The sequence below is a fragment of the Polyangium jinanense genome (assembly GCF_028435265.1).
In the GTDB taxonomy this organism is placed as follows: domain Bacteria; phylum Myxococcota_A; class Polyangia; order Polyangiales; family Polyangiaceae; genus Polyangium; species Polyangium jinanense.
The window spans coordinates 112,251-126,651 of sequence record NZ_JAGTJK010000012.1; the positions used below are offsets into that span (position 1 = coordinate 112,251).

Here is a 14,401-nt window from a genome sequence, read left to right on the forward strand (position 1 = left end):
GATCCTTTGCTCCAGAGTCGTGGCTCACCGGACACCCATGCCGAGCTTCTTGCGCAGCTCGAGGTAGCTGGGGGAAAGCACGAACGAGAGAAGGCGACGCGAGCGCTCGCTCTCGGTGACCACCGAGCCGAGCTGATCCCGCGGCACGCTCACGATGTCGCTCAGAACGATCGAGACGTCGCCGGCGGCGATCACCGCCATGCGATCCAGGCTGCGACGCGCCGCGTTCGTCCACGCGCGTGCATCCTGCTTGCTCGACACGACCTTCTGGCAGACCTCGCCGATGCTCTTGCGGATCTTGCGCGAGATCTCCTTGTGCACCGCGCGCTGGATCTCGCCGTAGACCGCGTAGCCGGGGTTTTGGACCTTGATGTCGACCTCGTTGCACGCCGCGATGACCACGGACGCGACCGTGGCCTCGTCGCGCGTGCGGAGCGAGGTGATCCCGCGCCGCAGGGCGAAGACCGTGCGTGCGATGGCCGAGCGCGCCGCCGCGTCGAGCGGCGTCGTGATCCCGGGCCCGACGACGATCGCGGGCACCTCGCCGGCGACGCCGTGCACGCCCTTCGGCTCGGGGCCGCCCACGTAGAGCTCGAAGTCGCCCTCGAAGCCCACCGCGCCCATCCACTCGGCGACCGCCACGCGCAGCGGGTGGCCGCCGCGCGAGTCGATGCGCTCCTTCTTGCCGACGTTCAGCGAGCCGAGCGTCGGGCCGAGCGCGAGCGTCACCGTCTCGGCCATGAGCACGAAGAGCTCCGCGATCGGGCCGTTGTCCTCCGGATCGGCGATCTCGGCCATGGCCTTCGCGTCGAGCACGATCTGCGGCCGCGTCGCGACGCGACCGTCGATCCGTTTGAGCTCCGTCGAGATCGCGTCGTCGTCGCGACCGAGCGAGACGAGGCAGCCGAGCGTCGCCTGGCGGAGCGCCGCGTCCTGCCCGGCCTGCGCGATCTTCGCGAGCCGCTCGACGCGGTCGGCGTCGCACGGATCCTCGGAGAGCTTCTGCACGAGCACGTTCTTCGCGCGGCCGAGCAGGCGCTGACGGAGCGACGCCTCGTAGCTCGTGGTGAGCACGAGATCGAGCGCCTCGCCGTCGTCCGGCGACTCGTCGAGCAGCTTCACGACCGCGCTCTCGGCCTTGAGCGGATCGTTCTGCTTGTCGCGCCAGATGGCCATCGCGAGCCGCGCGGCCTCCATGCGACCCTCGCGCTTGTCGCGCTCCTGCATGAGCTGCTCGAGGATCGACGTCGCGCGCGACCACGCGCCCGTCTTCGCCGCGACGCGCGCGAGGCGCTCGCGCACGGGCGGCGTGGACAGGCCCGCCTCGTGGAGACCCACGAGCACCTTGAGCGCCTTCTCCGGGGCGTTCAGCTTGTTCTCGTAGATGTCCACCGCCGCGACGCCGGACATCAGCCGCTGCTGCGCCGGCGCCTCGCCGATGCCCGAGAGCCGACCGAGCAGGTCCGCCGCCTCGGCGAACTTGCCCATCGTGATCGAAATCTCGCCGGCGAGCGCGAGCGCGCCGACGTGATCGGGCTCGAGCATCGTGACGTTCTCGAGCGCCGACAGCGCGCCCTCGCGATCGCCCTTCTTGCGAAGCACGCGCGCGCGCTCCCAGAAGAGCTTGCCGATTTCCGCCTCGTCGTCGGCCACGTCGAGACGGCGCCCGATGATGTCGAGCAGCTTGTCGTCCTCGTTGCGCGAACGGACGCGGCGGAAGAGTTTGTCGAAGGCGACCGAACGGCTCGGATCCCGATCGAATGCGCGGGCGAACGCGATCTCCGCGTCGTCGTGCGCGTCGGTGTGATCGAGCAGGATGATGCCCGCGGACTCCCAGAACGCCGCGCCGCGCGTGTCGTCCTTGCTGAGGGCGCCGAGCTGCGCGAGCGCGAGCGCCGTGGAGACGTGGTCGCCGAGCGCCTCGCTCGCCGCGCGCACGCCCTCCCACGACACGATGTCGTCCTGGCGGCGCTCGACGGCCGCGCGGAAGGTGGCGAGCGCCGCCTCCACGTTGCCCGCCGCGAGCTCCGACCAGCCGGAGAGCGCCGAAGCGTCGCTGCCCGCATCCTCGCCGAGCGCCCCGCCCACGTTCTGCAGGGCGAAGGCGCGGCGGCGCGGATCGCAGCCGGGCATCGCGAGCTCCAGGTTCGCGAGGCGCGTCGCGTCCGACGTGCCGGCGAGCAGGGGCTGCGGCGTGCTCGGCTGATCCAGCATCGCCACGAGCGCGGCCGACGCGTCCATCGCCGACCACGGCTCGTCGTCGAGGAACGTTCCCACCGCGCGGCGCGCGGCCACCTCGGCATCACGATCCTTCGCGGCGAGCGCCGCCCCGAGCCACTCGAGCGCGGCGTAGAGCTTCGGCTCCGCGTCCGCCCAGGCCGCCGCGCGCGACACCGCCGCGCCCGGGTCCTGATCGACCGTGCGCGCAAGGCGATACCGCTCCGCGCGGGCGATCGCCGTCGCTTCGTCGCCCTGGTCTTCCAGACGATCGAGCGCGCGATCGATCGCCCCACGATCACTCTGCGCCTCGGGCCACGTCAGGCGCGCGAGCCCCGCGGCGACCGTGATGTCGCCCGAGCCCTCGGCCTCCGCCGTCTCCAGCGCCGTGAGCGCCTCGGGGCGGTCACCCGCCTCGCCCTGGCCCACCTCCAGGCCGAAGCGCTCGATCGCGATGCTCGCCGGATCGGCGCCCGCCTCCGCTGCCGTGAGCAGCGCGCGGCGACGACCGTCGAGGCTGTCGGGATCGGCCCCGCGCAGCGCCCACGCGAGCAGCGCCGCGGCCGCCTTCGACGCGCTGCCGCGCGCCTGCTCGATGAGCTCGATCGTCTTCTGCCGATCGCCGATCCGCCACGTGAGAAGCGCGGCTTCCAGGTAGAGCGCGGCGCCGAGGTCGATGTCCTCGGTCGCCGTCGCGCATGCCGACAGGATGTTCGACGCGGCCGCGAGGTCCCCTGCGCGGCGCTCGAGGTCCGCGAGGAAAAGCGCCACCACCTCGTCCGACGGCTGCGCCTCGTGCAGCTCGCGCAGTCGCGCGCGCGCCGCATCGAGGTTGCCCGCGCGCGTGCTGCGCAGTGCAGCGACCACCCAGAGGCCCCGCGCGAGGCTCGGGTCCGTCTCGACCTTCGCGAGCTCCTCGATCGTCGCCGCGATCGGGCGGAACGCGCTCACCTCGCCCGGCGCCGGCTTCTTCGCGCCGAGCGCGTAGGCCGCGAGCACACGCCCGAGCCACGTGGAGGCATCACCGTCGAGCGCCGCGAGCTTCGAGAACGCCTCGGCCGCGCCGTCCGCATCGCCTCGGATCGAGCGGCTCCGGCCGAGCTCGAACCAGAGGCTCGCCTCTTCGCCCGGCTCCGCGCCGCTCGCCACGAGCTCCGCCGTCACCTGCTCGTACCACGCCGCATCGCCCCGAACCGACGCGAGCGTGCGGGCGATCCGCGCGAGCAGCGGCGCCGGCGTACCGAGCGCCGCGGCCCGACCGAGCGCCGCCTTCGCGGCGTCCGAGTCTCCGGCCTGGCAGGCCCACACGTAGGCCGCGATGATCTCCGCGCGCGCCTTCGCCTCGTTCGTCGGGCACGACGCGCCCGAAGCTTCGAGCGATCGCGCGAGCGCCGCCGGATCCTGCGCGTCGCTCAAGAGGTCGAGCTCGAGCGCGCGCGCCATGATCGACGCCGGGTCTGCTTCGAGCGCGCTGCGCAGCGCGGCGAGTGCGCCATCCCGGTCGTTGTCGAGCATCGCCGCCTCGGCGATACGCAGCCACAGCGCCGCCGCGGCCGGGCCCGGGGTGCCGCGCTCGAGCTCGGCCCGCGCGAGATCCGCCGCGCCCTTCGCGTCGCCGTTCGTCTCCAGCGATGCGAGCCGCGAGCGCGCGATGAGCGACGACTGCGGGAGCTGCTCGGCGGCTCGCGCGAGCAGCTTCACCCAGCCTTCTTGATCCCCCGCGCGCCGCTTCAGCTCTGCCGCGCGCAGCCACGCGTCGGCTGCGTACTCGGCGCGCCGCGCGTAGCGGGGCACGCCGCTCGCGTCACCGCGCTCTGCGTCTTCGAGGGCCTCCTCGATGAGCTGCGCTTGACCTTCGAGGGCCCGCGCGAGCGCCGTCGTGTTGTCCTCCCGCGCCGCGATCGCTTCGAGCGTCACCTGCGACCGGAAACGGCCCTGACCATCCAGCGCGGCGGCGGCGTCGATCAGATCGTAGGCGCGCTGCGTGTCGCCGGCCTTCGCCGACAGCTCCGCGAGCTCGATGAACAGGAACGCCTTCCACGTCGGATCGGATGCGAGCTCGGCGCGCGCCTCGATGGCGCGCATGCGGCCGGGCAGATCACCGTCCTTCGCCGCGATGAGCTCGAGCTCGAGCCACGGCGTCGGGTCCTCGGGGCTCGCGCCGACGGCCTCTTCGAGCGCTTCTTTTGCGCCCGGAAGATTCTGCTCGTAGTCCTGCAAGAACGCGGCGCGCTCCCAGAACGCGCGGGCACGCTCCTCCGGGGTCACGGAGGCGCGCGTCAGCGCTTCGAGCAGTTTCCCGAGGTTCTTGATGGACTTGCGTCGGGTCAAGATCCGGACGAGAGCCTCGAGCGACTCGCGGTTTTGCGGATCCGCGTTGAAGGCGGCGAGGTAGTCCCGCGCGGCGGACGGCTCCTCCCCGTGCTTCTCTTCGAGGACGCCGCACTCGTGCAGGAGCAGCGCTTGGAGCGCGTTGTCCTCCTGCGCGGCGTGCTCGGACCGTAAACGATTGAGGAAGGCCGCCGCATCCTCGGCCTGCCCCGTGGGCATGGGTGTCTCTACCGTCATTGGGCTCGACGCGCCTCCCGCGGAGACGGGTTTCTGGTCCATTGCATGCTGCGTGTGGAGACTAGCCAAACGGTGCGTCGGGAGTAAAGCGTGCTCGCGACGGATCGCGACGATCGCGCGCCTTGCCGCGATGCGCGGGTATTCCCGTGCGGCACGTGTTCGACGCGGCCGGTCCCGATCGTGGGCGAGAGCCCCGCCCGTGGACCCCGGTGGGGGCGCCTTCCCGGCCTCGCCTGCTCGCTTGCTCGCTCAGGCCTTGCCGAGCATCGCGTCGAGCTTTTCGTGCAGCTTCGACTCGACCACGGGGCGCATCGCGCGGAGCAGGAGCGGCAGCTCCACCCGGATCCGCACGGCCTCCGCGGTCACGCGCACCGACCCCCGCGTCCCCTTCGCAGGCCCGTTTGGCGCGTCGAGCCGGAGCTCGTCGCCCTCCCAGCGCCAGCGCACCCCGCGGCGTTGTTCCAGCCGCCTCGCCAGGTCCTCGGCGCGCCGCCGCGCCGCGTCCTCGCTCATGCCGTGGGGCCTCAGGATGTCGATCTGCGCCATCGCGTCCGTCCCCTTCGTATCGTGCCTACTCGATCCGTGTCACGATCCAGTAGCCGCGCGGCGTGTCGACGACCTCGCTCACCGCGCCCTTGGCCAGGCTGAAGAGAACATACTCCGGCGCGGGCTCCAAAATTCCGCGCGGCAGCCGCCCCGCGTTCTCCATCGAGCCCTTGTCGCCCTTCGCCACCGCCGCCTTGAAGTCCGTCTTCGCCTCCTCGGCGAGCTGCTTGGCGAGCGTCAGCGCCTCCTCGCGCGGCCGCGCGTTCGGGAGCGCGCCCTGCGCGCCCTTGTACTGCACGAGGATCACCCCGAACACGACCGACTTCGGCACCTCACCCGCGAGGGGCGGCGGCGCCTCGCCCGTGAGCAGCAACGTCCCGCCCGCGTCGACCGGACCCGCCGGTTCCACCTCGCTGCCAGGCTCGCCGCTCGCGCCTGCATCCGAGGGCTCCGCGCCTCCGTCCGCCGCCGTCGCCGCGCCCGCGTCGCTCGGCGCGCCTGCATCGGCCGTCGCCGTCTCGGTGGACGGGCTTCCGCCGCGACCGCGCGGGACGACGACGAGCGCGATGGCCCCGAGGACCAACACGGCGAAGAGGAAGGCGGTCGCTTTCTGCATGGGGCGAGCGCGTTAGCATATTTCCCCGGCCCAGCGGAAGCGAGAGGCGCGAATCCACGCCGCTCGGCCGCCCGCTCGGCCCGCGCTCGCCGCCCTCCTCGTGTCGCAAAAGAGCCGCGAAGCCTCAAACCCTGGTAGAAGTGAGCAACGCGAACCATCGCGCGCCCCAGGGCCCCTCGAAGGCATGAGCATGGTCAAGGTCGAGTGCGACTCCTGTAAGTCGCCGTACCAGGTGGAGGAACGACGGATCCCGGCGACGGGGCTCAAGATGCGCTGCTCGAAGTGCGGCACGAGCCTCTTGGTCCGCAAGCCCTCGGAGCCGGCGGAGGAGGAGATCGATCTCCCCTCGCCGGTCGCGCCGCGCGCGAAAGGTGGCTCCGAGCCGCTGCTCCCGCGCCCCGTGGCGGGCAAGGCGCCTGCCGCTCCGCTCGCGCCGAAGCCGCCCGTGCTCCCCGCCCAGCCGAAGCCGGCCGCGCCCGCAAAGCCCGCCGCGCCCGCAAAGCCTGTCGCGCCCGCAAAGCCTGTCGCGCCGGCGAAGCCCGTCGCGTCCGCGCCCGCGCCGAAGCCCGCCGAAGCCACGGAGCTCGATCTGTGGGGCGAAGGCGACGATCCGGGGTTCGGCGAGATCGATCTTCCCTCGCCCGCGAAGCCGACGGTGCGGCAGATGCCGGCGTCCTTGCCCGCGGCCGAAGAGGAAGAGCTCGTGGATCTGCCGGTGCCCGCGAAGCCCACGGTCCGGCAGATGCCCGCGGCGGCCGTGAACGAGTTCCCCCTCGATGAGGAAGAGGAGGAAGACGCCGCGCTCGCGGCGATCGAGCTGCCCCCCGGGATGCCCTCGACCAAGCCGACGGTCCGGCAGATGAAGGCCGTGGCGGCGACGACGTCGCTCGAAGTGGATCTGCCGTCGCCGTCGCCCTCGCCGACGCGCGCGGCCGCGTCCAAGCCGGGTCCTCCGAAACCGGAGGACAAACCGACCGCGCCCGCGCGTCCCGCGACGAAGGGGTTCGGCGAGATCGACCTGCCCTCGCCCGCGCGCCCCGCCGCGCCGAAGCCGCCGCCGAAGCCGGACGAAAAGCTCCCCGCGCCCGCGCGTCCCGTCGCGAAGAGCGCGCCCGAACCGGAGATCGATCTGCCGAGCCCGGCGCGCGCTGCGAAGAAGAGCACGCCCGAGCTCGATCTGCCGGCCCCCGCGCGCCCCGCGCCCGCGGCCAAGGGCTTCGGCGAGATCGACCTCCCCGCGCCGGCGAGGCCCGCCGCCGCGCGCCCCGCGCCGCCTGCGGCGAAGGGGTTCGGCGAGATCGATCTCCCCGCGCCGGCGCGGGCTCCCGCGAAGAACGAGCCCCCCGATCTCCCCGCGCCGGCCCCGCCCGGCCCGAAGCACCGCTCCTCGGGCGCGATGACGGCGCTGCGCGGAAAACCCTTGAGCAGCTTCGACCTGCCCGCCGTTACCGCCGACACCGACCTCGGCAATTTCGGCGAGATCGATCTCCCGGCGCCCGATCTCGGCGGCTTCGGCGAGCTCGACCTGCCCGCGCCCGAAGGCCCGTCGTTCGGCGACCTCGAGCTCCCGCTGCCGCCGACCGCGGGCTCCGCGACACGGAACGACGTGACCCGCAGGATGGATCCTGGCGCGACCGTCCCGTCCAGCGCGATCGCGGCCTTTGATCCGGGCGACCTCGGCGAGCTCGAGTTTCCCCTCGCGAGTGACCCTCCGCCTGCGCCCGCCGCCGCGCCCGCCGCGCCTCCGCGCGCCGCTCAGCCCTCGACGCCCAGCTTCGAGCTCGACGACGCGGCCTTCGACGCCGCGTTCGCCGATCCCCCGCCGAACAGGACCGCTGCCGCGCCCAAGACCACGCCGCATCCGCCGAACAGCACGCGTGCCGCGGCCCCTGTCTCCAAGCCGGGCGAGGAGTTTTCCCTCGAGCCGGCCATCGACCTCGCGGTGAGCGCGCCGATCAGCACGGGCGCGCCGACCCAGCGCGCCGAGGTCGACCTCGGCGCCGCGCCCGAGCCGCCTCCGGACGACAGCGCGGGCATCGGCGACGAGGTCGACCTTGCGCCGGGCGAGTCCGACGGAGCTGATGCGCCGCTCGCCAAGCGCGACAAACCTCCGAAGAGCGTCGCCAGACCCGCGAGTGAAACGCGTCCCCGCGGCCGTGGCCGCGTCTATGGCATCGGCGCGGCCGTCCTCATCGCGATCGGCGGCGGCGCGCTCGCGCTCCTGCCCGACATCGGCCCGTTCGGCGTGCACGCCGTGAGTGATCTCGTGAATGCCTCCGCGCACGCCGAGGCGCTCACCGGCCTCGAAAAGAACACGCAGGCCACGCTCGACGAGGACACCGCCGCGGCCGCCGCGCGCGCGCTCGAAGCTGCCAAGGCCGCGCAGGTCTCGCGCCCGCGCCACCGCGCGACGGCTGCGTACGCCGCGTACGTCGCCTTCGCGCGTAGCCTCCGCCATGGCCGCCGTGGCGACGACGAGACCCTCGGCAAGCAGCTCCTCGGACAGACCGAGAGCCCGAGCCGCGAGCGCACCCTCGCGGTTGCCGCAGAGCACGCGCTCGCGGGCCGCCTTGAACCAGCCCGTCGCCTCGCCAAGGACGCGCTCGACGCCAATACGAACGACATCGACGCCGCGGTTCTGATCGGCGAGATCGAGCTCGCCTCCGGCGCCGCCGCCGACGCGCTCGTCGCGTGGAAACGCGCCGTCTCCCTTCACAAGGGCGCCCGCTCCCTTTATGGCCTCGCCCGCGCCGAGCTCGCCAAGGGCGACGCCGCGAGCGCCGAAAAGACTGCCCGCGCCGCGCTCGAAGCCTCCCCCAAGCACGCCGGCGCGCGCACCTTGCTCGCCTCGATCCTCGGCCGCGACCCTGCCAAAGAAACCGAGGCCCTCGATCTCCTCGGCAAGGTCACCGCCGACGGCGACATTCGCGCCTCTGCCAGCGAACGCGAGCTCGTCGAGGCCTACATCGAAATCGGCCGCATTCACCTCGGTCGCTCCCGCATCACCGCGGCCGAGCAGGCCTTTGCTGCGGCGCTCAAGATCGACCCGCGCAGCGCGGCCGCGCTCATCGGCGACGGCGAGCTCTTTTATCGATCGAGCCGCTTCTCCCAGGCGCTCCTCCGCTTCGAGGAGGCCATGCGCGTCGACGAGACCAGCCTTCCGGCCCGCATCGGCGCCACGAAAACCCTCCTCGCGCTCGAACGCCTCAAGGACGGAAAGGCCCTCGCCGAAAAACTCCGCGCCGACAAACCCGACGCCGCCGCCTCCGCCTACTGGCTCGGCCGCGTCGAGGATGCGCTTGGCAACAAGAAAGAAGCCGAGGCCCTTTACGCCCAGGCCATCAAGCTCGGCGGCGTGCAGACCGAGGCCGTCGAGGCCTACGTCGCGCTCGCCTCGCTCCTCTCGGCGGCCGGCCGCAATGACGAGGCGCAGGCCAAGCTTGGCGAGGCCAGCACCAAGTTCCCCGATCTCCCGGCGCTCCACCGCGCCAAGGGCGAGGTCTTCTCGCAGGCGGGCCGTTATTCCGAGGCGCGCACCGAATTCGAGGCTGCGCTCGCCAAGGAGGACGACCTCGGCACGCGCTTCCGCCTCGGCGTCACGCTCCGCCGCATGGGCTCGTTCGAGGAATCGCAGAAGGTCTTCGACCAGATCGCGACCATCGACAAGGAATTCCCGGGCCTCTCGCTCGAGCGCGGCCTTCTTTACGAGGAGACGGGCCAGAGCGAGCGCGCGCTCGAGATGTATGCGGCGGCGCTGGAGAAGGCGCCGAATGACATCGACCTCAAAATGCGCGTCGGCTCGGCGCAGGTCATGGCGGGCCATGCGGCGCAAGCCGAGCCGATTTTGCGTGAGGTCTTGAAGGAGCGCGGAAGCTCCTCGGACGCGAACCATTTCCTCGGCCGCGCGCTCCTCTTGAAGGGTGGCTCGACGGCGGCGGGGGATGCGATCCGCTTCCTCGAGCGGGCCACGGAGATCGACGGCAATCGCGCTGAATATTACCTGTACGTCGGCTGGGCGGCGAACGTCCTCGGCCAGTTCCCGAAGGCCGAGGCGGCCTTGAAGCGCGCGCTCGAGCTCGACCGCGAGCTCGCGGACGCCTACTGGCAACGCGGCGTCTTGCTCCACAAGCAAGGCCGCACGCTCGATGCCCTCGCGGACCTCGAGATTGCCTTGCAAAAGCGCCCCTCCCGGCACGAGGCGCACGCCACGATGGCGCTCTGTTATCAGGAGCTCGGCCGCTGGCCGGAGGCGCAGACGGCGTGGCAAAAGGCGATCGCCGGCAATGGCTCGGTCGCCGAGTGGCATTATCGGCTCGGGAAGATCTTCGAATCGAACGGGAACAAGCACGCGGCAACGCCGGAGCTCGACAAGGCCGTGGAGCTGCTCCTGCAGAAGGGCGGACCGGCGGAGAGCTGGCACGCCGACGCGTATTTCCTCCACGGCGAGGCGATGCGCGCGACGGGGCAAAAGGACAAGGCCGTGAAGAGCTTCCTCCGATTCAAGGACGTGGCGGCGATGGATAATGCGTACCGCACCGACGTGGAGCGGGCGCTCGTGTCGCTGGGGCAGGGGGGAACCCCCCCTCGCCCCAATCCTTGACCCGCGTTTCCTTCCTCGCCGAGCCAGACCCCAGAAAGCACTTCCTTCCATCCGCTGGCACGTGGTACAGGACCCTACCACGATTGTGCAGTGTGTACTGCTACAGTGGATGAGGGGTTATGTCTGGACTCGTATCTTCGTGTCCGAGAAAGGGAGCCGCGTCCGGTGTCGCGGCTCGTGATCGTATTCGGCGCGGCATCGGGGCCGCGCTCGTCGTCTGGCTCGTCGCGCTCGTCGCGTCGTGCTCCGCCCGCGATGCGGAGCTCTCGATGGGCGAGACCGCGCCTCCGGAGCCGGCGCCTCTGCGCGCGCCGGGGAAACGCACGCAGACGTCCGCTCCGTTTGATCTCGACGGGGTCATGCGGCAGGTCCATTTCGCTTTCCGGAAGGACGGCGAACGCTGGACGGGCGGGCACAGCACCTACGAGGTGCGCGCCTCGACCTCGGCCTTCGCGGTTCGGCCCGCGTCTACCGAGGCGCAGGGCGCGGAGGCCACGTTCGAAACCGTCTCGATGACCCGCGGCGCGGCCCGCAACCTTCGTGGCGTCGAAGGGCGCGTCGAGCAGGATGGCCACCTCGCCATCGCGCGGGGCGACGTCACCGAGCACCTGCGGAACGACGACGAGGGCGTCGAGCAGAGCTTCTCGTTCGAGGCGCAGCCGAAGGGCCGCGGCGATCTCGAAATCCGCGTCCGGGTCACGGGCCAGGCCTACGCGGGCGAGACCGCGGCGGGGCACCATTTCGTCGATCCGGCGACGGGCCTCGGGCTTCGGTATGGCCTGGCGACGTGGATCGACGGGCGCGGGGAACGGACGGCGGTCCCGGTGCGGTATGCCAAGGCCGGGGGCGAGCTCGTCTTGACCGTGCCCGCGGCCGTCGTGGAGGGCTCCGCTTACCCTGCGGTGCTCGACCCGACGATTGGCCCGGAGTTTGGCCTGGATGCCCCCATTTATTTCCCGGTGTCCGCAGCGCAGACGTACCCGCAGGTCGCCTTCGACGGGACGAACTTTCTCGTTACCTGGCTCGACGCGCGGCAGATCAACAAAGTCGGCCTGCAAACGGTCGTGGGCGTCCGCGTCACGCCCGCGGGCGTGATCCTCGACCCGGGGGGCTTCGAGATCGGAAACGCGGTACACTCCAACGGCCCAACCAAGGGGCCGGCCGTGGCCTTCACCGGCACCCATTACCTCGTGGTATGGGCGGGGGGCAGCGCCGAGGGCGGCGTCGTGGTAGGCGCGCGCGTCACGCCGGACGGCGCCGTGCTGGACCCGAAGAAATTGGGAAGCCAGACCGCCGGGGTAAGCGCGATCGACGTGGCCGCCGCGGGCGCGAATTCCCTTGTCGTCTGGGCGGCCGACGGGAAGGTGCAAGCTGTGCGCGTCGACGCGACGGGCGCGGCCGTCGGCAGTCAATTCCCCGTCCTCGCGAGCACGGCCAAGATCGAGTCCAACCCCGTGGTGGGGTCGAATGGAACCGACTTCCTCGTCGCGTGGGAAGACACGCGAAACAACGCCATCGCGGACATCTACGGCGCGCGCGTGACAGCGGCCGGGGCCGTGCTCGATCCCACTGGCTTTGCCATCTCGCTCGGGGCGCAGACCCAGCTCCTCCCCTCCGTCGCCTCCAATGGAACGGACTACTTCGTCGCCTGGGAAGACGGCAGGTGGGGAAACAAAGACATCTACGGCGCGCGGGTCTCGTCGTCCGGAGCCTTGCTGGATCCGATCGGCGTGCAGGTTTCCAAGAACGCGGGAACGCAGACGTCCCCCGCTGTCGCGTTCGACGGCAGCGGGTACGTCGTCGTCTGGAACGACAATCGCACGGGCGACTCCGACATCTGGCAGGGGCGGGTCTCGGTCGCCGGCGCTGCGCTCGATGGGACCGGGACCGCGGTCGCCGTCGCCACGAACCAGCAATCCCGGCCGAGCGTCGCGTGCGCGGGCGGCGCTTGTTTCGCTGCCTGGGAAGACCTGCGCGCCGGCGGCAATGCGGCCGCCTATGGTGCGCGCTTCACGGGGAGCACGGTCGACGATGCGGGCGGCCTGATGCTCCTCTCGGCCGCCAACCAGCAGGACGCGCCCTCCCTCGCCTACGACGGCACGAACTACCTGGTCGTCTGGCAGGACCTGCGCAACAACACGAACCTCGACATCTATGGCGCGCGGGTCTCGCCGGCCGGCGACGTGCTCGATCCCTCGGGCATCCAGGTGTCGGCCGCGACCGGCGATCAATCCTCCCCGAAGGTCGTTTGGGGCGGCAGCCAGTACATGATCGTCTGGGAAGACAAGCGCTCGGGGACCTATTACGACCTCTACGCCGCGCGCATGACCGCGGCCGGCGTCATCACCGATCCCAGCGGGATCCCCCTCGTCGCCGTCGCCAACCGGCACGAACAAGCCCCGCAGCTCGCGTTTGACGGCACGAATTACCTCGTCACCTGGCAGGACAATCGTTCGAGCGCCTCCTCCTTCAGCGTCTACGGCGCCCTGCTGACCCAGGCCGGCACGCTGCTCCAGCCGACCGGCTTCCAGATCGGATCGCTCGGCGTGGCCGGTTTCTCTCACGCCATGGCGTTCGGCGGGGGCCAATACTTCGTGGCATGGTATACTCCGGGTATCTTGGGCGGCGTGGGGGGCTTCCGAGGGGGGCGCGTCACGACCGCCGGGGCGCTCCTGGACAACACGGCGATCGTCATTCGTAACACCACGACCAACGGCCCCGTTGCGACGGCGTACGACGGGCTGAACTTCACCGTCGCGTACACCAGCACTCGCGTCTTTCTGGCCCGCGTGACGGGCGCCGGGGTCCTCATCGACACCCTCGACGTCGAGCTGACCCCCTCCAATATCTACAGCAGCCATCCCGCCATCGCCTTCGACGGGACCGATTGCCTCCTCGTCTGGCGTGACGGGAGGCATGGCAACAATGGTGCCATTTACGGCAGTTGGGTGACCGAGGCCGGCGACGTCCTCACCCCCGGCGGCCAGCCCTTCGCGGGCAATGGCGCCATGTTCCACGGTCGCCCGGCGCTCGCGAGCGACGGCGCGGGCCACCTGCTCCTCGCTTATACGAAGGGCGATACCGCGCCTCCCTTCGGAAGCAACCGCATCCGCGCCCGTCTCCTCACGACCTCCCAGCCCCTCGGCGCCGCCTGCTCCGCATCGACCGATTGCGCGAGCGGCTTCTGCGCCGACGGCGTCTGCTGCAACACGAGCTGCGGCGGCTCCGCGCCCGATTGCCAGGCCTGCGCGGCCGCGCTCGGCGCCTCCGCCGACGGCACCTGCACGCCGCTCACGGGCGCGACCTGCAACGACGACAATGCCTGCACGCAAAGCGACACCTGCAATGCGGGCGCGTGCGTCGGCGCCGCTCCCGTCGTCTGCACGGCCCAGGACGAATGCCACGATCCCGGCACCTGTGATCCGGCGACGGGCACCTGTGACGACCCGGCGAAGGCGGACGGCGAAGCCTGCGCGGGCGGCACCTGCATGGGCGGGGTTTGCCAGAGCAGCGGAGCCGGCACGGGCGGGAGTGGCGGCAATGGTGGGAGCGGCGGCAATGGTGGAAGCGGCGGGAGCGGCGGAAGCGGCGGAAGCAGTGAATCCAGCTCCTCGGGCACCGGCGTGACCACGACCGGCGCGGGCGGTGGAAACGACCTGGCCCCGGGCGGCGGAGCCGACCAGGCCAAGGGCTCGGCCGTATCCGTCGGCTGCCAGGCCGCGAATGCGCCTGCGACGGGCGCTCCGATCGCCGCGCTGATGCTCGCCGCCGGGCTCCTCGCTCGTCGACGCGTCACCTCGCGCCGCCGCGCCGCCTCTCTCGCCTGATTCGCTCCCCCCTCATTCTTGTGCGCT

General features: G+C 71.6%; 5 protein-coding genes. 2 read left to right on the plus strand and 3 right to left on the minus strand.

Going from position 1 to position 14,401, the window contains the following annotated elements:
- Positions 1–24 precede the first annotated feature (24 nt).
- The 3 genes from KEG38_RS23000 to KEG38_RS23010 form a co-directional block, all read right to left on the minus strand.
- On the minus strand, positions 25–4,767 hold the full coding sequence (locus KEG38_RS23000) for a tetratricopeptide repeat protein (RefSeq protein ID WP_272421893.1): 4,743 nt from the start codon (positions 4,765–4,767) through the stop codon (positions 25–27).
- Positions 4,768–5,034: 267 nt separating this feature from the next.
- Positions 5,035–5,331, minus strand: coding sequence for a polyhydroxyalkanoic acid system family protein (locus tag KEG38_RS23005; RefSeq protein WP_272421894.1), 297 nt, complete (start codon positions 5,329–5,331; stop codon positions 5,035–5,037).
- A 25-nt stretch (positions 5,332–5,356) separates the two neighbouring features.
- Positions 5,357–5,947 carry a peptidylprolyl isomerase gene (locus tag KEG38_RS23010; protein WP_272421896.1) on the minus strand — a complete coding sequence of 197 codons (591 nt, stop codon included), beginning with the start codon at positions 5,945–5,947 and terminating at the stop codon, positions 5,357–5,359.
- A 184-nt stretch (positions 5,948–6,131) separates the two neighbouring features.
- Between KEG38_RS23010 and KEG38_RS23015 the strand changes: the two genes are divergently transcribed.
- Both KEG38_RS23015 and KEG38_RS23020 read left to right on the plus strand, forming a co-directional pair.
- Entirely contained in the window at positions 6,132–10,547 is a 4,416-nt protein-coding gene (locus tag KEG38_RS23015) for a tetratricopeptide repeat protein (protein WP_272421897.1), read from the plus strand.
- Positions 10,548–10,666: 119 nt separating this feature from the next.
- Positions 10,667–14,374 carry a hypothetical protein gene (locus KEG38_RS23020; RefSeq protein WP_272421899.1) on the plus strand — a complete coding sequence of 1,236 codons (3,708 nt, stop codon included), beginning with the start codon at positions 10,667–10,669 and terminating at the stop codon, positions 14,372–14,374.
- Positions 14,375–14,401 lie beyond the last annotated feature (27 nt).